The 19,431-nt window shown below is 60.3% G+C and carries 16 protein-coding genes; 12 read left to right on the top strand and 4 right to left on the bottom strand.

The annotated features are described in order from the left end of the window. Nucleotides 1-91 precede the first annotated feature (91 nt). From GZH79_RS17380 to GZH79_RS17355, 6 genes are read left to right on the top strand one after another with little or no spacing between them, the layout of a single operon-like run. Nucleotides 92-1,129: a rod shape-determining protein gene (locus tag GZH79_RS17380; RefSeq protein WP_211645007.1), complete on the top strand. Its 1,038-nt coding sequence runs from the start codon at nt 92-94 to the stop codon at nt 1,127-1,129. 22 nt (nt 1,130-1,151) lie between these two features. After that, the gene (gene mreC, locus GZH79_RS17375) at nt 1,152-2,063 is read left to right on the top strand and encodes a rod shape-determining protein MreC (protein ID WP_211645006.1); all 912 of its coding nucleotides are present in this window, start codon (nt 1,152-1,154) and stop codon (nt 2,061-2,063) included. Continuing rightward, nucleotides 2,056-2,595 carry a rod shape-determining protein MreD gene (locus GZH79_RS17370; protein ID WP_211645005.1) on the top strand — a complete coding sequence of 180 codons (540 nt, stop codon included), beginning with the start codon at nt 2,056-2,058 and terminating at the stop codon, nt 2,593-2,595. The genes mreC and GZH79_RS17370 overlap by 8 nt, the downstream gene beginning before the upstream one ends. After that, on the top strand, nt 2,592-4,532 hold the full coding sequence (gene mrdA, locus GZH79_RS17365) for a penicillin-binding protein 2 (RefSeq protein WP_211645004.1): 1,941 nt from the start codon (nt 2,592-2,594) through the stop codon (nt 4,530-4,532). The genes GZH79_RS17370 and mrdA overlap by 4 nt, the downstream gene beginning before the upstream one ends. Further along, on the top strand, nt 4,529-5,668 hold the full coding sequence (gene rodA / locus GZH79_RS17360; RefSeq protein WP_211645003.1) for a rod shape-determining protein RodA: 1,140 nt from the start codon (nt 4,529-4,531) through the stop codon (nt 5,666-5,668). The genes mrdA and rodA overlap by 4 nt, the downstream gene beginning before the upstream one ends. Continuing rightward, on the top strand, nt 5,665-6,597 hold the full coding sequence (locus GZH79_RS17355; RefSeq protein WP_211645002.1) for a glyoxylate/hydroxypyruvate reductase A: 933 nt from the start codon (nt 5,665-5,667) through the stop codon (nt 6,595-6,597). Before rodA ends, GZH79_RS17355 begins: the two co-directional genes overlap by 4 nt. Here the strand turns inward: GZH79_RS17355 and GZH79_RS17350 are convergent. Next, nucleotides 6,594-7,586 (bottom strand): LLM class flavin-dependent oxidoreductase, encoded by a 993-nt coding sequence (locus GZH79_RS17350; protein WP_211645001.1) that lies wholly within the window; start codon nt 7,584-7,586, stop codon nt 6,594-6,596. The genes GZH79_RS17355 and GZH79_RS17350 overlap by 4 nt on opposite strands. Before the next feature lie 76 nt (nt 7,587-7,662). Next, nucleotides 7,663-9,126: a 2-isopropylmalate synthase gene (locus GZH79_RS17345; RefSeq protein ID WP_211645000.1), complete on the bottom strand. Its 1,464-nt coding sequence runs from the start codon at nt 9,124-9,126 to the stop codon at nt 7,663-7,665. A gap of 127 nt (nt 9,127-9,253) precedes the next feature. Between GZH79_RS17345 and GZH79_RS17340 the strand changes: the two genes are divergently transcribed. The 5 genes from GZH79_RS17340 to gltX all read left to right on the top strand — a co-directional run bounded on the left by GZH79_RS17340 (nt 9,254) and on the right by gltX (nt 15,531). After that, nucleotides 9,254-10,912 carry an NAD+ synthase gene (locus GZH79_RS17340; RefSeq protein ID WP_211644999.1) on the top strand — a complete coding sequence of 553 codons (1,659 nt, stop codon included), beginning with the start codon at nt 9,254-9,256 and terminating at the stop codon, nt 10,910-10,912. A 102-nt stretch (nt 10,913-11,014) separates the two neighbouring features. Further along, nucleotides 11,015-11,611 carry an NAD(P)H-dependent oxidoreductase gene (locus tag GZH79_RS17335; RefSeq protein WP_211644998.1) on the top strand — a complete coding sequence of 199 codons (597 nt, stop codon included), beginning with the start codon at nt 11,015-11,017 and terminating at the stop codon, nt 11,609-11,611. A 263-nt stretch (nt 11,612-11,874) separates the two neighbouring features. Then, entirely contained in the window at nt 11,875-12,558 is a 684-nt protein-coding gene (locus tag GZH79_RS17330; protein WP_211644997.1) for a DUF1236 domain-containing protein, read from the top strand. A gap of 166 nt (nt 12,559-12,724) precedes the next feature. After that, on the top strand, nt 12,725-14,173 hold the full coding sequence (locus GZH79_RS17325; protein WP_211644996.1) for an MFS transporter: 1,449 nt from the start codon (nt 12,725-12,727) through the stop codon (nt 14,171-14,173). Between the two features lie 32 nt (nt 14,174-14,205). Beyond that, nucleotides 14,206-15,531 (top strand): glutamate--tRNA ligase, encoded by a 1,326-nt coding sequence (gltX, locus tag GZH79_RS17320; protein ID WP_211644995.1) that lies wholly within the window; start codon nt 14,206-14,208, stop codon nt 15,529-15,531. 21 nt (nt 15,532-15,552) lie between these two features. Here gltX and GZH79_RS17315 read toward each other — a convergent pair whose 3' ends face one another. Both GZH79_RS17315 and GZH79_RS17310 read right to left on the bottom strand, forming a co-directional pair. Then, entirely contained in the window at nt 15,553-18,069 is a 2,517-nt protein-coding gene (locus GZH79_RS17315; RefSeq protein ID WP_211644994.1) for an FtsX-like permease family protein, read from the bottom strand. Then, on the bottom strand, nt 18,066-18,737 hold the full coding sequence (locus tag GZH79_RS17310) for an ABC transporter ATP-binding protein (RefSeq protein ID WP_211644993.1): 672 nt from the start codon (nt 18,735-18,737) through the stop codon (nt 18,066-18,068). The genes GZH79_RS17315 and GZH79_RS17310 overlap by 4 nt, the downstream gene beginning before the upstream one ends. Here GZH79_RS17310 and GZH79_RS17305 point away from each other — a divergent pair. Beyond that, the gene (locus tag GZH79_RS17305) at nt 18,736-19,416 is read left to right on the top strand and encodes an arylesterase (RefSeq protein ID WP_211644992.1); all 681 of its coding nucleotides are present in this window, start codon (nt 18,736-18,738) and stop codon (nt 19,414-19,416) included. The genes GZH79_RS17310 and GZH79_RS17305 overlap by 2 nt on opposite strands. Nucleotides 19,417-19,431: the final 15 nt, after the last annotated feature.

Raw genomic sequence — 19,431 nt, 5'->3', positions numbered from 1 at the left:
AGGGGTTTCAACCCCTGTAGCGCAGTCCTATAAGGCTTTAGTCCGGATCAGCGGGCGGCACGGCTTGCAAGATTTTGGGGAAGGCCCGCAAATGGCATTTTGGCACAATTTGTTTTCATCCGACATGGCCATCGACCTTGGCACAGCTAACACGCTTGTCTACGTTAAGGGCCGCGGGATCGTGCTGTCTGAACCGTCGGTCGTGGCCTATCACGTCAAGGACGGCGTGAAAAAAGTGCTGGCCGTCGGTGAGGACGCGAAACTGATGTTGGGCCGCACCCCTGGCAGCATCGAAGCGATCCGCCCGATGCGCGACGGCGTCATCGCGGATTTCGACACTGCCGAAGAGATGATCAAATATTTCATCCGCAAGGTTGCCAAGCGGTCCACGTTTTCAAAGCCCAAGATCATCGTTTGTGTGCCCCACGGCGCCACGCCGGTTGAAAAGCGCGCGATCCGCCAATCCGTGCTGTCCGCCGGTGCACGTCGGGCGGGCCTGATTGCAGAACCAATCGCCGCAGCCATCGGGGCAGGCATGCCGATCACCGATCCGACCGGCAACATGGTTGTCGATATCGGTGGGGGCACGACCGAAGTTGCCGTGCTGTCGCTGGGCGACATCGTGTATGCGCGGTCCGTGCGGGTTGGCGGCGACCGGATGGACGAAGCCATTATCAATTACCTGCGGCGTCAGCATAACCTGCTGATTGGTGAATCCACCGCCGAACGGATCAAGACCAGCATCGGTACGGCCCGGATGCCCGATGATGGGCGCGGGGCATCCATGCACATCCGGGGCCGCGATTTGCTGAACGGCGTTCCCAAGGAAACCGAAATCAGTCAGGCGCAGGTTGCAGAAGCACTGGCCGAACCTGTCCAGCAAATCTGCGAGGCCGTGATGACCGCACTGGAAGCGACCCCGCCGGATCTGGCGGCGGATATCGTCGACCGGGGCGTGATGTTGACCGGTGGTGGTGCGTTGCTGGGCCAGCTTGATCTGGCGTTGCGTGAACAGACGGGTCTTGCGGTTTCCGTGGCGGACGAGTCACTGAATTGTGTGGCCCTGGGCACCGGTAAGGCGCTTGAGTATGAAAAACAGCTTCGGCATGTGATAGACTACGATAGCTGATCAAACATGACCGGAAGCTGCATTGGCCCGCGACCGCAATACTGATGATTATACAAAACCGCTTCGCCGCCTTTTGGTGGCGGTGTGGGTGGTTTTGTTGTTGGGAATCTTCCTTGTCTGGCGGATTGATAGCCCCCGTGTGGAACGGTTCCGGATGGCCGTCATCGACAGTGTCGTGCCGAATTTCGACTGGGCGATGACCCCGGTGACTGGCATGATCGGCATGGTCAGTGATTTTCGCAGCTATCAGGCTTTGTCCGAACAGAACGCCGATCTGCGACGCGAATTGCAGCAGATGAAAGCCTGGAAAGAAGCCGCCCTGCAACTGGAACAGGAAAACGCCCGACTTCTGGATTTGAACAATGTCCGGCTTGACCCACAACTGACCTATATCACTGGCGTCGTGATGGCCGACAGCGGATCGCCGTTTCGGCAATCTGTGCTTCTGAATGTGGGCAAGCGGGACGGGATTGTGGATGGCTGGCCTGCGATGGACGGGATCGGATTGGTCGGGCGGATCAGCGGCACGGGGAAACAGACCAGTCGGGTGATCTTGTTGACGGATACCTCCAGCCGCATACCTGTTACAATCCAGCCATCTGGCCAGCGCGCCATTCTAGCGGGTGACAACACGCTGAACCCGCCGATCGAGTTTCTGGAATCCTCTGACGCGGTGCGGCCAGGCGACCGCGTCATCAGTTCAGGCGACGGTGGCGTATTTCCTGCCGACCTGCTGGTCGGGCAGGTGGCGCTGGGCAGTGACCGCAGACTGCGCGTCCGGTTGTCTGCGGATTATGAACGGTTGGAATTCCTGCGGATTTTGCGGGCGCGACCGAACGAAAAAATAAACGACCCCGGCCGCCTGCTGGCCACGGTGCCCAATCAATTTGGGCCACCGATGCCCGTCAGCCTGCAACAAGATGCCGATGGCTGAAACGCCAACATCGCGGATCTGGGGCGGTCGGCTTAAATATCTGGGTCTGGCTGCCGCGATCATGTTTGTGCAGCTTTTGCCGCTTGGGGCGATCCCGGCGCAAATCGCGGGGCCGGATTTCTTGCTTGTCGTCACGCTGGCCTATGCCGCCCGCCGACCGGAATATTTGCAGGTCGGGGTGGTGATCGCCGTTTTTCTTTTGGCGGATCTTTTGTTTCAGCGCCCGCCGGGACTGTGGGCTGCTTTCGTCTGTATCCTCAGCGAAATGCTGCGCAAACGGTCAAAAGGTTTGCGAAACGTGCCTTTGTTGTTGGAATGGGCTACGGTATCCTTGGGCATATTGGCGATTACCCTCGGCTACCGGCTGGTGCTGACGGTCACGCTTGTGCCGCAGGCGCCACTGGGCCTGACGCTGATGCAGATGCTGATGACGATGGCGGCATATCCGATTGTTGTGCTGATTGCGCAATTCTTTTTTGGCCTATCACGCCCCGCGCCCGGGCAGGTCGACAGCTTTGGACACAAGTTATGAAAAAAGGCCCAAAGGACATCGAGCTCAGCAGTCGCACGGTCAGTCGTCGCGCGCTGATCGTGGGTGCGGCCCAGCTTGCGATTGCCGGCGGTCTGGGGTGGCGGCTTCAGTCCATGCAGGTCGAACAGGCGGATCAATTTCGCCTTCTGGCTGAAGAAAATCGCATCAATATCCGGCTGCTGCCACCGGCCCGTGGGCTGATCTTTGATCGAAACGGCATTCCTTTGGCGGAAAACGAGCAGAATTACCGCGTCGTTATTGTCCGCGAAGAAGCGGGTGACGTGGACGAGGTGCTGAACCGTCTGGTGCAAGTCGTGCCGCTGGCGCCAGAGGTCATCGCCCGGGCCAAGGAAGAAATGTTGCGCCGGTCGCCTTTTGTGCCCGTGATCATCGCGGACCGCCTGTCTTGGCAGGATGTCGCCGCGATCAATGTGAACGCGCCGGCCTTGCCCGGGATCACGGCAGAGGTCGGTTTGTCGCGGCTCTATCCCTATGGCGCCGATGTGGGGCATGTCGTCGGCTACGTCGGCCCGGTCAGCGATTACGATCTAAGCCGGATCGACGATAAGGATCCATTGCTGCAAATTCCGAAATTCCAGATTGGCAAGACCGGTGTGGAAAACAAGCTGGAAAGCATGCTGCGGGGCAGCGCGGGCACAAAGCGGATCGAAGTCAACGCACTTGGCCGCGTTATGCGAGAACTGGACCGTCAGGAAGGCGAGCCCGGCAAGGACGTGCAGCTTGGGCTGGATGAACGGCTGCAATCCTATGCGCAGGCGCGGATGGATGGTGAAAGCGCGGGCGCGGTGGTGATCGATCTGGAAACGGGCGACCTGCGCGCCGTCGCATCTGCCCCGTCGTTCGATCCGAACCTGTTCGTGCGCGGTATTTCTGTCAAGGATTGGACCGATCTGAACGAAAACAAGTACCGTCCACTGGCCGCCAAGGCGGTACAGGGCACCTATCCGCCGGGATCGACGTTCAAGATGGTGACGGCCCTGGCCGCATTGGAAGCCGGGGTCATCGGGCCAGAGGAAACGGTGTATTGTCCCGGTTACACCACGGTGTCCGGGACCCGGTTCCACTGCTGGAAATCGGGGGGCCACGGCAACATAAACTTTCACGAAAGCCTGAAGCAGTCCTGCGATTGCTATTATTATGAAATCTGCCAGCGCGTCGGTATCGACAAGATGGCTGAAATGGCACGAATTCTTGGGCTAAGCACACGTTATGATCTGCCACTGTCCGCCGTGGCCGAAGGGCTGGCACCCGATAAAGCGTGGAAACGCGATGTAAGGGGCGAAACCTGGCGCGTGGGGGACACGGTCAACGCGTCCATCGGGCAGGGTTATGTTCTGGCATCCCCGATGCAACTGGCCGTGATGACCGCCCGGATCGCAACCGGGCGCTATGTGACACCACGGTTGATCAAATCGATCAATGGCGTAGAGCAACCCACCGGGCTAGGTGACGTGCTGCCGATCAATGAGAACTGGCTGCGCCGCACCCGCCAGTCGATGGAAGCCGTCGTCAACCATCCGCGCGGCACCGCCCGCCGTGCATTGATCGTGGCGGCGGGTATGGAAATGGCGGGCAAGACCGGAACAAGCCAGGTCCGCCGTATCACCGCCGAAGAACGCGCGCGCGGCGTGACCCGCAACGAAGATCTGCCGTGGGAGCGGCGCGATCACGCGCTTTTTGTCAGCTATGCGCCCGTTGAAAACCCGCGTTATGCCGTTGCGGTCGTGGTGGAACACGGCGGTGGTGGATCGACAGCCGCCGCGCCGATCGCCCGTGATATCATGTTGCAGGCGCTGTATGACGGCACACCGCCGCTTGATGCCTATCCAAGCGCGGACCGCAACCGCATCGAAGAGCAGCAAAAGCGGATCGCGGAACGCATTTCAAAGATCAACAGAGGTAGCGCGCCAGCATGAGCTATCTGACGAACAATGCGAAATATGTCCCCACCGGTATTCGCAAGCTGATCTATCTGAACTGGCCGGTCATCGCCTTGATCTGCGCTGTGTCAGCGGCGGGGTTCCTTATGCTGTATTCTGTGGCCGGCGGGTCCGCGTCGCCTTGGATGGAACCGCAGGTGAAACGCTTTGCGCTGGGCATGGTCCTGATGATCGGGGTTGGCATGGTGCCGATCTGGTTCTGGCGGAACATGGCGGGGCTGGCATTCGGGGTGTCCGTGATTTTGCTGCTGGCGGTCGAATTCTTTGGATCGGTTGGCATGGGTGCGCAACGCTGGATCGATCTGGGGTTCATCCGTCTGCAACCGTCAGAGCTGACCAAGATCACGCTGGTGATGTTTCTGGCGGCCTATTACGACTGGCTGCCGACGAACAAGACATCGCATCCGTTGTGGGTTGCTTTGCCTGTTGTCATCATCGTGTTTCCGACGGCGCTGGTTCTGGGGCAACCCGATCTGGGCACGGCGTTGCTGCTTTTGTTCGGCGGGGCGACCGTGATGTTCATCGCCGGGGTTCACTGGGCGTATTTTGCAACCGTGTTTGCGGTGGGCGTCGGGACAATCTTCGCGGTGATGCAATCGCGCGGTACGGCTTGGCAATTGCTGAAGGATTATCAATACCGACGGATCGACACGTTTCTTGATCCGGCCAATGATCCGCTGGGGGCTGGCTACCATATCACACAAGCCAAGATCGCGTTGGGGTCTGGTGGCGTTACCGGGCGGGGTTACATGCAGGGCACCCAAAGCAGTCTGGATTTCCTGCCGGAAAAACACACCGATTTTATTTTCACCACATTGGCAGAAGAATTTGGATTCATTGGCGCGGTCGGTTTGCTGACGTTGTACATGCTGATCATTGTGTTCTGTGTCGCATCAGCGATGACCAACAAGGACAGGTTTTCGGCACTCCTGACGATGGGGATCGCCATGACATTCTTTTTGTTTTTCGCGGTCAACATTGCGATGGTCACGGGGCTGGCGCCGGTGGTCGGTGTGCCGCTGCCCTTGGTCAGTTATGGCGGGTCTGCGATGCTGGTGCTGCTGGTGGCCTTTGGGCTGGTTCAATCTGCGCATGTGCATAAACCGCGATGATACGGGTTCTGTTTTCAGCCCGCCCGGATCTGTGGGACGAATATCGTGACCCGCTGCGTGATGCATTTGCCGCCGCGGGCCTGTCGGTTGACCTGGCGCGTGACCATGCACCCGCGGATGTCGATTACATCGTTTTTGCGCCTAACGGCCCGGTGTCCGATTTCACGCCGTATGTGAATACAAAACTGGTGATGGGACTGTGGGCGGGGGTCGAAACCATCGTCGGCAATACGACGTTGACACAGCCCTTGGCGCGCATGGTCGATCCGGCACTGACGCAAGGTATGGTGGAATGGGTCGTGGGCCATACCATGCGGCATCATCTGGGAATGGACCTGCATATCGCAGGACAAGACGGCGTCTGGCGCAACAGCACCTATCCGCCATTGGCCAAGGATCGACCGGTGACCATTCTGGGTCTGGGCGCCTTGGGTGAAGCCTGCGGCAAGGCACTGTCACAGCTTGGCTTTCCCGTGACGGGCTGGTCCCGGTCAGCGAAAGAAATCAGTGGTATCCGCTGTCTGTCGGGGGATGATGGATTGACGATGGCGCTGCGTGACGCACAGATTATCGTGCTGTTGTTGCCGTTGACCCCGCAGACCGAAAACACGCTGAATGCAGATCGTCTGGCGCTGCTGGCCCCCGGTGCATTCATCGTGAACCCCGGACGTGGGCCATTGATCGACGATGACGCCCTGCTTGCAGCGCTGGGCACTGGCCAGATCGGCGGTGCGACACTGGATGTATTCCGGCAGGAACCACTGCCTGTCGATCATCCGTTCTGGACGCATCCACACGTGCTGGTCACGCCGCATATCGCATCGACGACGCGGCCGGTCAGCGCGTCGCAGGTGGTGGCAGACAACATTCGCCGCGTGCAAGCAGGCGAACCCGCCCTGAATATCGTCGACCGCGCGGCGGGCTATTAGGCCGCCATTGGCAAATCGGACAGCACCTCTGCCGCGAGGGTGAAGGAACGGTGCCGTGCATCCTGATCGAACATCTGGCCGGTCAGGATTACCTCGTCGGGCGTGTAACGCGCGATCATGTCGGCCAACTGTCCGCGCACGGTTGCCTGTGACCCCACAGCCGTGACCCGCAACGCGTGATCGACGGCTTGCCGCACACCTGCGCCGATGGTGCCGTCGATGTCCTGCACGGGGGGCGGCAGTTTGCCGGGTTGGCCACTGCGCAACCGGGCAAAGGCCTGTTGCTGTGAGGTGCGCAGAAAAGCCGCCTGCGTATCGGTATCAGCGGCAAAGACGTTGACGGCCAACATGAAATACGGCTTGTCCAGATGCTTGGACGGGCGGAACTGGCTGCGATAGGTGGCGATTGCATCGTCCAGTGCGTCCGGTGCGAAATGGCTGGCAAACGCGTAGGGCAGGCCGAGATAGGCGGCGAGTTGCGCGCCGAACAGGGACGAGCCCAGCATCCAGACCGGCACATGGCTGCCCTGACCGGGGTGCGCCTGCACCGCCGCTGCGGGATCGGGATCGTCCAGATAGCCCATCAGTTCCACCACATCCTGCGGGAAACTGTCACCACGAGCACCGGCACGCATGGCCCGCATAACGGCGTGATCGCCGCCCGGTGCGCGCCCCAGCCCAAGGTCAATACGACCGGGATAAAGCGCGTCCAGCGTGCCGAATTGTTCTGCAATCGCAAGCGGCGCGTGGTTCGGCAGCATCACGCCACCCGCACCGACGCGAATCCGCGCGGTCTGCCCCGCAACATGCCCGATCAACACAGATGTCGCGGCAGATGCGATCCCGGCCATGTTGTGGTGTTCTGCCAGCCAATAGCGATTGTAGCCAAGGGATTCTGCGTGCTGTGCCAGTGCGACCGTGTTGCCGATCGCCTGCGTGGGGGTCTGGCCTTCGGTCACGGTGGCAAGGTCTAGGATGGAATACTGCATTGCGCCTGCTTTCGAACTGATTTCACACCACATGGGTGCGCTGGAAAGCCAAGACAACCATCGGACACGGATCGGATCAGTCGGCAGGTGCGTCCGGTGTTTCGGGGGCGACACTTTCATCAGATGCGGTCCCTGCTGTTGACGCGTCGTCGTCATCTGCGGGAACGAGGATCGCGCCATCCGCCCATTCGCCCGCGCTTTCCTGCCCGGTGGCATATCGCATTGTGCCCGGCCCTTGACGACGGCCCCGTACAAAACTGCCTTCGTAGACGTCGCCGTTGGCATAGGTGGCGATGCCGGTGCCGGACATTTCGCCGTCGACCCATTCGCCTGCATAGATGAATCCGTCCGGCAGCGTGATCGTCCCGGTGCCGTGGCGCTGACCGGCCTTGAATTCGCCCTCGTAGACGGTGCCATCGGCATATGTCGCGGTGCCCGTGCCATCACGCTGACCATCGGTCCAGCCGCCGGAATAGGTGTAGCCATCGGGATAGGTCATCGTGCCTTGGCCGTGGTTTTTGGCGTCTTTGAATTCGCCTTCGTAGACCATGCCGTTGGCATAGGTCGCGGTACCTGACCCGTCGATCACCCCGTTGGTCCATTCGCCTTCGTAAGATGAACCATCGGCGTATGTGATGCGACCGGCGCCGTCTGCCAGATCAGCCGAAAAGCTGCCGACGTAGACAGCACCGTCGGGATATACGACTTCTCCGTTGCCATCGATCTGGCCTGCGACCCAATCGCCCGAATACTGGTAGCCATCGGTGCCGACAAATGTGCCTGTGCCGTGGCGCTTGTCATCGACAAATCCGCCTTGGTAGGTGTCGCCGTTGGCATAGGTGACAGTGCCCTGACCTTCGCGCTTGCCGCCGATCAGGTCACCTTCGTAGATGTCGCCGTTGGCCTGCACCAGTTTACCTTGACCTTCGATTTGGCCGTCGACCCATGTGCCGGAATAGGTCAGGCCCTCTGGTATGGTCAGCGTGCCGGTGCCGTGACGTTCGCCTGCGGTCAGTTCGCCCTGATATGTGGCACCGTCGGCATATGTGATCTGACCGGTGCCTTCCTTGACGCCATTGATCCATTCACCACTGTATTCATAGCCTTCGGGGCTTTGCATCTTGCCTGTGCCGTGGTGCATCGCGTTGCGGAATTCGCCTTCGTAAACGACGCCGTTGGCATAGGTGGCAATGCCGCGCCCGGTGATGTTCCCGTCCTGCCAATCGCCTTCGTATGTGCCGCCGTCGGCGAATGCGATCTTGCCGGTGCCATCGGGTTTTCCGGCCGCAAAGGTGCCTTCGTAGACCGCGCCGTTGGGAAAGACGGCGCGCCCGGTGCCTGCGATTTCGCCCTGCACCCATTCGCCGGAATATTCGTATCCGTTCGGCAAACGGTAGGTGCCCTGACCATGCTGTTTGCCGTCAAGAAACGCACCTTCGTACACGCCGCCGTCGTCGTATTGCTTTGTTTCGACCGATTGGGCGGTCGCGGCACCCGTCAGGGCCAGCATCATCAAGGCAGCGGTGGCAATACGCGTCATGGTGTCCCCATTACTTTTGCGTGCAGCCTAAAGAATGCGCTGCAAGGTGACAACGGGGCAGGGCGCACCTCGGCGGGTTTCCCTTTGCGGCAATTCTGCTATTTCCGTCACAAATCAGAGAGGCCGCATGTCCGAAAACTATCGCATCACACTGGCGCAGCTCAACCCGACCGTCGGTGATCTGGACGGCAATGCCGCGCTGGCCTTTGACGCTTGGCAACAGGGTAAGGCGGCGGGCGCCGATCTGGTTGCGCTGCCGGAAATGTTCATCACGGGCTATCAGACGCAAGACATGATCCGGCGCGCCGGTTTTATTCTGGCGGCGATTGACGCGATCAAGGCGCTGGCGCTGCGCTGTGCTGACGGGCCTGCGCTGGCCATCGGTGGGCCGGGCATGGAAGGCGTGCGTTTGCACAACAGTTATTACATGCTGAAAGGTGGGGAAATCGCGGGACGGGCGGACAAACATTTCCTGCCTAATTACAACGTCTTTGACGAAGTGCGGTTGTTCAACCGTGGCCAGATCCAAGGACCGTTCGCCACGACTGGCCCACGCATCGGCACACCGATCTGCGAAGACGCATGGTATCCGGATGTCGCAGAGGCGCAGGTCGAAAGCGGGGCAGAGGTGCTGCTGGTCCCGAACGGTAGCCCGTATTTCCGCGGCAAATTCGACGTGAGACTGAACAACATGGTCGCCCGTGTCATCGAAAACGACGTCCCGCTGATTTATCTGAACATGCTGGGCGGTCAGGACGATCAGGTTTTTGACGGCGGCTCTTTTGTGTTGAACCCCGGTGGTGCGCTGGCTGTACAACTACCGGTGTTTCAGGATGCGATCGCCCATGTCGATCTGGAACGCACCGACAACGGGTGGCGGGCTGTGGCGGCAGACAAGGCAATCCTGCCGGATAGTCTGGAACAGGATTATCACGCGATGGTGCTGTCGTTGCGCGATTATTGCCGCAAAACCGGATTCAAAAAGGTACTTTTGGGCCTGTCGGGTGGTGTGGACAGTGCGATCGTAGCGACGATTGCCGCTGATGCGCTGGGCCCGGACAACGTGCGCTGCGTCATGCTGCCGTCGGAATATACCTCTCAGTCGTCGCTCGACGATGCGGCGGCCTGCGCGGCTGCACTGGGCTGCAAGCTGGATACCGTCAGCATCAAGGACCCGGTGCGTGCCGTGGACGGCGCGCTGGCGCATCTTTTCGATGGGTTGGACCCCGACCTGACAGAAGAAAACATCCAATCACGCCTGCGCGGTCTGTTGTTGATGGCGCAGTCCAACAAATTCGGGGAAATGCTGCTGACAACCGGCAACAAGTCAGAAGTCGCGGTTGGATATGCCACGATCTATGGCGACATGTCGGGCGGTTACAACCCGATCAAGGATTTGTACAAAACACGGGTGTTTGACATTTGCCGTTGGCGCAACGCGCATCACCGGCCTTGGATGATGGCGCCTGCGGGTGCGGTCGTGCCAGTCCAGATCATCGAAAAACCCCCCAGCGCCGAACTGCGGCCCGACCAGCGGGACGAAGACAGTCTGCCGCCGTATCCGGTACTGGACGATATCCTGTTCCGGCTTGTGGACGAAGAACAATCCGTCGCGGATTGCGTCGCGGCAGGCCACGACCGAGAGACGGTCAAAAAGATCGAGCATCTGATTTACATCAGCGAATACAAAAGGTTTCAGTCCGCGCCCGGTACACGGCTATCTAGCCGGGCGTTCTGGTTGGATCGTCGGTATCCGATTGCGAACCATTGGCGGGATAACGGCTGATTGTGCGGATTCGCTCTGACGCTGTTCATGGGCGCGGCTTGCGGCGGGCAGGTTGTGGGTTAAATCAACGCACAACGCAAATTGTCCTGAAAGGCCAAACCGATGGCATCGCCAAAGATCGCAATTCTGTTCTATTCCACCTACGGTAAGAACCATTCCGTCGCATTGGAAGCCAAAGCCGCTGCCGAAGCGGCTGGTGCGGATGTGCGCCTGCTCAAGATTCCCGAAACCGCGCCGCAATCCGTGATCGACAGCCAAGAAGGCTGGAAGGCGCAACAGGACCGTGTCGCTGATATCCCGCAGGCGACGCCCGACGATGTCGAATGGGCCGACGGCCTGTTCTTTTCCGGTCCTGTCCGGTTCGGCGGTCAGTCCAGCCAGGTCCGCGCGTTCATCGACACGATGGGCGGTCTGTGGGGCTCTGGTGCGTTGGCGAACAAGACGATGACGGCAACAACATCGGCGCAAAACGTCAATGGCGGCGTCGAAAACGCGCTGATGAATCTGTACCACGTCGCGATGCACTGGGGCGCGATCCCGGTGGTTCCCGGTTACACCGATGCCATCAAATTCGAAGACGGCGGCAATCCTTATGGATTCTCGACATTTGGCGGCGATGCCCTGACGGATGTGCAAAAGAAATCCATCGCCCATCAGGCAAAGCGTCTGGTCGAAATCACCGCAAAGATCATCGCTTAAAACGTCATCCCCGCGCGACCGTGCCAGGTCGTGCGGGGGTCGCGTCAGGGCTTGTCTCATCTGCCCCGACTTTGAATTTGGTTCCCAGGAATATTGTACCCCGCCAGAAAGCTGCCAGTTCGCGGTTTCGGATCGGCTGACTGGCGCCGCCGGTTTTAATAGACGTGGAATGGCGCGACGAACACGCGCATTCAGTCTGCAGGAAGACCGGTTTATTGGTCGGGACCGATTGTCGGTTCCGTTGACCGGTGTCGAGGATAATGATGTCCATGAAAACAATGATCGCTGTTTCGGTCGGTGCACTGATTGCAGCCGCCCCTGTCTATGCGCAGACAATGGCGAATGCGGCAACGGAACTGAACGTTCGCGATGTGCCCAGCCCGTTCGGTGAAATTGCAGGTGTGCTGGAAGAGGGCGCAGAGGTCACCGTTGATGGCTGCCTTGAAGATATCAGCTGGTGCAAGATTTCATCTGGCGAAGTGATGGGTTGGGCGTCCGGCCAGTATCTGTATGTTGCCGAAGAATCCGAAGCCGTACCATTGGTCAACCTGAGCGGCGACGCCACGGAAATCGTCGTCATCCAGCAGACCGAAACAACGGAACCGACCGAAGCCGATCAGGCTGCATCGGCTGCCGTGGTGGGTACTGTTGGGGCGTTGACGGCGTTTGCCTTTGGCGGTCCCGTGGGCGCGATCGTTGCCAGCGGTATGGCAGGATCGATTCTGGGGTCCGAATTGGCCGACCCGACCGAAGAAACAGTGACCTACATCGCTGAAAATCCGGTCGATACGGTCTATCTGGAAGGCGAGGTCGTGCGCGGTGCGATTGTCCCGCAAGAGATTACAACCTACGAGGTGCCGCAAGAAGGTCTGCGCTATCTCAGCGTGAACAACCTGCCGGTCTTGGTTGACGCGGAAACCGGAACGATCGTGCGCATCGTACGCTGATCGCAATTCTGGAATGAATGTGGGCCCGGTGCAGATTGCGCCGGGCTTTTTCATGTCTCAACATGAAGCGTCACAACCTGTTGTGCACGGCCGCACAGACAATCGTGCGTGATAATCGTCGGGGATGGTCTAGGTATGCCGTGAAACAGATCAAGGCTGCCCCCGGATGAACCGCACCAATGACGACGAACCGCTTCAGGGGCGGTGGATAGCCATGGCCGCCCTGTTGGTGGCCGGATTCATGAACCTGATGGACGTCACGATCGTCAATGTCGCAATCCCATCCCTAGCCGAAGCTTTTGGTGCGACAGACAGCGAAATCGAATGGGTTGTGGCGGTCTATATCCTGACATTTGCGTTGTTGCTGCTGCCAATGGGGCGGCTGGGCGATGTGTTTGGCCGTCGTCGCATGTTCGTGGCGGGGGTTTGCGTCTTTACCGTGGGGTCTGCGCTTTGCGGCATGGCCCCATCAATCGAGGCATTGATCGCCGCGCGCATCCTGCAAGGGATCGGTGGCGCGATGATGACGCCCCAGACACTGGCGATCGTGCCGGCGCTGTTCGCGCCGAAAGAACGCGGGCTGGCTTTTGCACTGTTCGGTCTGTCGGCGGGGCTGGCAAGCGTGTCCGGCCCTGTGCTGGGTGGTGCATTGATCGGTGCAGATATTGCGGGTCTGGGGTGGCGGCCGATTTTTCTGGTCAACATACCGGTTGGCGTCATCGCGGTCGCCGGCGCGCTGTGGTTCGTGCCGAACTTGCCGGGCCGCAAGGGGTTAGAGATCGACTTTGTCGGGATTGCACTGGCTGCGGCCACGTTATTTTGCGTGTTGTTCCCGTTGATCGAAGGGCGGCAGTTGGGCTGGCCCGTCTGGTTGTTCGTCATGATGGCGCTGGCGGTGCCGCTGACGGGTGTGTTTGTGTGGTGGCAACGGCGACGGGCGGCGATAGGACGCGCGCAACTTCTGCCAGTCGCGTTATTCCGCAACCGCAACTACATGATCGGGAGCGTGCTGGTGATGCTGCTCTTTGCGGGGATACCGGGGTTCTTCTTTGTTTTGGCCATCCTGCTGCAGGTTGGAAACGGGCTGACGGCACTGCAATCAGGGCTGACGACGATGCCGTTTTCCATTGGCGTGCTGGTTGCATCGGTGATGGCCGGTCGGCTGGGCAACAGGATTCCGAAATGGCGCATCTCTGTCGGGGGGCTGTTGCTGGTCGCCTGCATGATGATCCTGCCTTTCGTTGTGCCATATGCGGGTGAAACGCTGTCGCGCACGGCTCTTGTGTTGCCATTGTTCTTGGGCGGGTTGGGTCTGGGCACGGCAATTTCGCCTATGTTCAACACAGTGCTGGCGCAGGTCAGTGATGGCGATACCGGTTCGGCATCGGGCGCGCTGCAATCTTTCCAGCAGTTGGGCGGTGCGTTGGGGCTGGCGGTGATGGGGCAGTTGTTCTTTGGCTATCTGGGTGGCAACGGCGAAAGCGTGCCCGCCTATTCGACCGCGCTGCAACACGCGCTTTGGTTTTCGACGGTGACCTTTGCCAGTGTCGCGCTGTTTGTCTGGCGGTTACCGTCGGAACAGCAGGCGAAACTGGACAATACGTCGCCTGCGTGACAGATGATCCGCAACGCATGAGGACGCCTGACATGACCACGATTACCCGCTTCGCCCCGTCGCCGACCGGCTGGCTGCACATCGGAAACCTGCGCGCTGCGCTGTTCAACTATGCCATCGCGCGACAGAACGGCGGCACGTTTATTCTGCGGATCGATGACACCGATCAGGAACGGTCAAAACCCGAATACAAAGAGGGCGTGCGCGACGTGCTGACATGGCTGGGCATCAGCTGGGACGATACAGTCGCCCAGTCGGACCGGTTGGACCGTTATAACGAAGCGCGTGATCAATTGATCGCGGATGGTCGGTTGTATGAATGCTTTGAAACGCCGGTCGAACTGGACCTGAAGCGTAAAAAACAACTGAACATGGGCAAGCCGCCGGTCTATGATCGTGCCGCCCTGTCGTTGACAGATGAGCAAAAGCAGGCCTACCGCGACGCAGGCCGCAAACCGCATTGGCGGTTCAAGCTGGATCTGGAACGCGTCGAATGGGACGACCGGATCATGGGGCCGATCAGTATTGATTGCACGTCGGTCAGTGATCCTGTGTTGATCAAGGAAACCGGTCAGATCTTGTATACCTTCGCGTCGCCTGTCGATGACGTCGATATGAAAATCACCGATATCGTGCGTGGGTCGGATCACGTCACCAACACCGCCACGCAGATCCAGATCATGAAAGCGCTGGGCGGCACCGTGCCGCGTTTCGCCCACCATTCGCTGCTGACCGGCCCGCAAGGCGAAGCACTGTCCAAACGGCTGGGCACGCTGGCGTTGCGCGATTTGCGCGCGCAAGGTATCGCCGCAGAAGCAGTGCTGAGCCTGATGACGCGTCTGGGGTCCAGCCAGCCGGTCGTGCTGGTCAACGGTATCGATGATGTGGTCGCCGGGTTTGATATCGGCACGTTCGGGTCAGCGCCCACTAAATTTGATTTCGAAGACCTGTGGCCACTGACCGCCCGCCACTTGGCACGACTATCAGCAAGCGACGTCAAACCGACGCTGGATGACGCCGGTGTGCCCGCCGATCTGCAGCCCGCGTTCTGGGACACCGTAAAGGGCAATGTGACAAAGCTGGATGATATCGCACCATGGTGGACGCTGTTCCGTGATGGGGGCGAACCGGTCGTAGCGGAAGAAGACAGTGAATTCGTGTCACAGGCCTTTGGCTTGTTAGGCCAGCCGCCCTATGACGCCGATACATGGGGCGCGTGGACCACGGCGGTCAAGGACGCCACGGGTCGCAAGGGCAAACAGCTGTTCATGCCGCTGCGGCTTGCTGTGACCGGGCAAGCGCGCGGGCCAGAAATGGCCGACGTGATGCCCCTGCTGCAGAAAAAGCCGGCGATTTAGGCCAGTAACATCGCGCGACGATTATTCCCGTGCCCGCAATATGCGGGCCGGGCGTGCGTTCAGCGGGCGGATGGCAAAGGCCAGCCCCGCCAGTAGCGATACCGCGATCCCGCCGCCAACAATTCCCAGCGCGCTGGACCAGATGATCGTATAGTCGTTTTCCATGATAAAGGTTTGCACGGCCCAACCGCCCAAAATGCCGGCGGCCAGTGCAACCAGACCTGCCGCAAGCCCCAGCAATGCGGCGCGAAGGGCAAAACTCAACATAATCGTTCCACGCGACGCGCCGATGGTTTTCAGCACAGCAGATTCAAACGTGCGGCTGCGTTCGCCAGCCGCAGCAGCCCCGATCAGAACAAGAAAGCCCGTCACCAGTGTCGCCAACGCGCCATAACGTGTGGCCGCTGTGACGCCTTCGACAAGGACGGCGACGCGGTCGATGGCGTCACGGATACGGATGGCAGTGATGTTGGGATAAGCCCCGGCGATGTCCCGCAGGATCGCAGCCTCTGATTCAGGTGTCGCATAGACGGTCGAAATCCAACTGTGCGGCGCGCCTGCCAGCGCGGCCTCGTTCATGGCCAGAACAAAGCCCATTCCGGCATCGTCCCACGATACGTCCCGGAAACTGGCAATCGTGCCGGTAATGTCGCGCCCCAGCACATTGACGGTCAGGGTGTCGCCCAGTTGCAGGCCGATTTCAGCGGCTTCTTCGGCCGAAAAGCTGATCAGCGGGGGGCCGTCGTAGCCCGACGGCCACCAATCGCCTGCGGTCAGGGTCGTACCATCGGGCATGTCGCCTGCATAGGTGATGCCACGGTCACCGCGCACGGCCCAATGACCGTCGGCAAATTCCTCTGCCGGGGTATCGTTGATCCGGGTGATGATGCCGCGCAACATGGGGGCTGTTTCGACTTGGCTGACGGCTGCGGTGTCGGCCAGACGATCGCGGAACCCTGCGATCTGGTTGGGTTGGATATCGACAAAGAAATAGCTGGGTGCGATTTCTGGCAGGTCAGCGGTAAAGGCGCGCCGCAGGTTTCCGTCGATCTGGCCGATGGCCGCCAGCACGGCCAGCCCTAGCCCCAATGACAAAACGACAGATGTGCTTTCCCCGCCGCGGGCGCCGATGCTACCCAGCGCCAGACGCAGGGCGGGGCGACCACGGGCGGCAATCCGCAGTTTGCGTGCGGTCAGGCGGATAAAGGCTGCGGCAATTATAAGAAGGATCAGCGCACCAATAATCCCGCCTGCTGTCCATAGGGTCAGCCACACTGTGCCGGAAAACCAGATCGCCAGCCCCAGCAGCAGCGCGACCAGCGCGACTGTCACTACCAGATAGGGCCAGCGGGGCAGCGCGCTGCCGCTGGCAAAGGCATCGCGGAACAAGGTCGCGGCGCGGATCTGTTCGGTGCGGGCGAGGGGCCAAAGCGTAAAGATCAACGCTGCTAGGATGCCATAAACCGCAGCCTCTGCCAGCGGGCCGGGGGCGACGGTGAAATCCGCCGGAATGGGTAAGGACGCTTCAATCAGTGGTACCAACAGCAAGGGGATACCACCGCCCAGTACAAGACCAATGGCGACACCAAGAAGGGTCAGCGCGCCGATCTGGATGAAGTAGGTCAAAAAGATTGTCGCACGGGTCGCACCAAGGGTTTTCAGCGTGGCGATGGTGCCCGTCTTGCCGCCCAGATAGGCACGGACGGCTGAACTGACGCCGATGCCGCCGACGGCCAGCCCGGATAACCCGATCAGGATCAAAAACGCTCCGATCCGGTCGACAAATTGGGCTGTTCCACCTGCGCCGTTGCGGCTGTCGCGCCAACGCAGGCCGCTGTCACGAAAGCGCGCTTCTGCCTGCGCTTCGAGCGTGTCCAGATCAGCGCCCGGTGGCAGCAACATGCGATAATTGGTGTCAAATATCGTGCCTTCGACCAGCAGACCGGCATCTGCAAGGTCGTCGGTGCGCACAATGCTGCGCGGGCCCAGTGAAAAGCCAGCGCTGCCGTTGTCGGGGTAGCTGTCAAGGACGGCAGAAAATACAAAATCTGTCGTCCCCAGTCTGAACGTATCGCCCGGCGACAGCGCAAGCCTGTCGGCCAGCACACGTTCCATCACCGCACCTGGGCGTCCATCTGCGCCATCCAGTGCCTGGGGCAGGGGCATGGGGGGATCAAGCGTGACATTGCCCACCAGCGGATACGCGTCATCGACGGCGCGCACCTGTGTCAGGGCGCGTTCCTCACCAACGACGGCCATGGATCGGAAGTCTGCGGTTTCAGATATCTGTGTCGCGACGTTGCCGAAAAAATCACGTTCCGCGTCGGTGGCAAAGCGATAGGTCAGCGTCGCCTCTGCATCGCCCCCCAGCAGGGCGGCACCTTGTTCGGCAAGCCCCGCCGTGATGCCTGCACGTACTGTCCCGACGGCCGCGATTGCTGCAACGCCAAGCGCAAGACACGCAAGGAACACGCGAAATCCGCGCAGGCCGCCGCGCATTTCACGGCGGGCAAAGCGCATGGCAAGTGCAACGCTCATGCCGACAGGCGCCCGTCACGCAGCGGGATCACACGGTCGCAGCGGTCTGCAAGGTCCGGCGCATGCGTCACCATGATCAGAGTCGATCCGTGGCGATCGCGCAGATCGAACAGCAGGTCCATGATCGCGGCCCCGGTCGTGGCATCCAGATTGCCTGTCGGTTCGTCGGCCAACAAAATCCGCGGGCGCGGTGCCGATGCACGGGCAAGCGCCACACGCTGCTGTTCACCGCCTGACATTTGCGACGGGTAGTGATCCAACCGGTTTTGCAGTCCGACCGCTGTCAGTTCCGCGCGCGCCCGGTCAAATGCATCGGCCACGCCAGCCAGTTCCAGCGGGGTCGCGACGTTTTCCAGCGCGGTCATTGTCGGGATCAGGTGGAAAGACTGGAACACCACCCCCATATTGTGACGGCGGAAGCGGGCAAGCTGGTCTTCGGTCATGTCGGTCAGACGTTCGCCCAAGGCGATGATCCGGCCAGCCGTCGCCTGTTCAAGACCGCCCATCAACATAAGGAGCGATGATTTGCCCGACCCACTAGGACCGATAAGCCCCAGCGTTTCACCGGACGTCACTTCGACAGAGATATCGTGCAAGATATCGACGCGCCCCGCATTCCCGTCCAGTGAAAGTGAGACATCGGTCAATGTCAGGACGGGGTCTGTCATGTGGCGTGGCCTTAATTATTCTATTAACTTTGGATATGGGGCCGTGCGGGGAATACGCAACGCCTTTTTGCTGGGCTGTTTGGCCACACCCGTGTGGGCAGATCCGGTTGTGATCGCTGCCTTGGGCGACAGTCTGACAGCGGGCTACGGTCTGCCGCAGGATCAGGGCTTTGTCCCGCAGATGCAGGCGTGGCTGGATGCGCAAGGGGCGCAGGTCACCGTGGTCAACGCGGGCGTGTCTGGCGACACGACGGCGGGTGGTCTGTCGCGGCTGGACTGGACGCTGACGCCCGATGTGGATGGCCTGATCGTGGCCTTGGGTGGCAACGATTATCTCAGGGGGCTGGACCCGGCGGTGTCAAAAGCCAATCTTGATGCGATCCTTGCCGGGGCGGACGAACGCGGCGTTCCGGCCATGTTGGTGGGTATTGTAGCCGGTGCAAATTATGGTCCGGATTATCAGGCTGCATTCAACGGAATGTATCCCGATCTGGCGGACAGCCGCGCCGTGCCATTGATCCCGAACTGGTTCGCGGCGATCCAAAACGGTGCGTCCGCGCGACCGGGCACGATGCAAGGCGATGGCATTCATCCGAATGCCGAAGGTGTGGCGCAGATCGTTACAGAAATGGGTCCGGCGATTTTGTCGTTCGCCGAAACCGTGGATGCAAAGCAGTAGTGCAGACGCCCTGTT

It is taken from the genome of Loktanella sp. SALINAS62, assembly GCF_018263905.1.
Classification (GTDB): domain Bacteria; phylum Pseudomonadota; class Alphaproteobacteria; order Rhodobacterales; family Rhodobacteraceae; genus Loktanella.
The sequence above is the reverse complement of the archived record's forward strand: the minus strand, read 5'-3'. Positions and strand labels throughout refer to the sequence as shown.

Bases quoted from the DNA above. Each gene is read 5' to 3' on its own strand.
- GZH79_RS17380 (WP_211645007.1), top strand. From the start codon at position 92: ATGGCATTTTGGCACAATTTGTTTTCATCCGACATGGCCATCGACCTT.
- GZH79_RS17370 (WP_211645005.1), top strand. From the start codon at position 2,056: ATGGCTGAAACGCCAACATCGCGGATCTGGGGCGGTCGGCTTAAATAT.
- mrdA (WP_211645004.1), top strand. From the start codon at position 2,592: ATGAAAAAAGGCCCAAAGGACATCGAGCTCAGCAGTCGCACGGTCAGT.
- rodA (WP_211645003.1), top strand. From the start codon at position 4,529: ATGAGCTATCTGACGAACAATGCGAAATATGTCCCCACCGGTATTCGC.
- GZH79_RS17355 (WP_211645002.1), top strand. From the start codon at position 5,665: ATGATACGGGTTCTGTTTTCAGCCCGCCCGGATCTGTGGGACGAATAT.
- GZH79_RS17350 (WP_211645001.1), bottom strand. From the start codon at position 7,586: ATGCAGTATTCCATCCTAGACCTTGCCACCGTGACCGAAGGCCAGACC.
- GZH79_RS17345 (WP_211645000.1), bottom strand. From the start codon at position 9,126: ATGACGCGTATTGCCACCGCTGCCTTGATGATGCTGGCCCTGACGGGT.
- GZH79_RS17340 (WP_211644999.1), top strand. From the start codon at position 9,254: ATGTCCGAAAACTATCGCATCACACTGGCGCAGCTCAACCCGACCGTC.
- GZH79_RS17335 (WP_211644998.1), top strand. From the start codon at position 11,015: ATGGCATCGCCAAAGATCGCAATTCTGTTCTATTCCACCTACGGTAAG.
- GZH79_RS17330 (WP_211644997.1), top strand. From the start codon at position 11,875: ATGTCCATGAAAACAATGATCGCTGTTTCGGTCGGTGCACTGATTGCA.
- GZH79_RS17325 (WP_211644996.1), top strand. From the start codon at position 12,725: ATGAACCGCACCAATGACGACGAACCGCTTCAGGGGCGGTGGATAGCC.
- gltX (WP_211644995.1), top strand. From the start codon at position 14,206: ATGACCACGATTACCCGCTTCGCCCCGTCGCCGACCGGCTGGCTGCAC.
- GZH79_RS17315 (WP_211644994.1), bottom strand. From the start codon at position 18,069: ATGAGCGTTGCACTTGCCATGCGCTTTGCCCGCCGTGAAATGCGCGGC.
- GZH79_RS17305 (WP_211644992.1), top strand. From the start codon at position 18,736: ATGTGGCGTGGCCTTAATTATTCTATTAACTTTGGATATGGGGCCGTG.
- GZH79_RS17310 (WP_211644993.1), bottom strand. From the start codon at position 18,737: ATGACAGACCCCGTCCTGACATTGACCGATGTCTCACTTTCACTGGAC.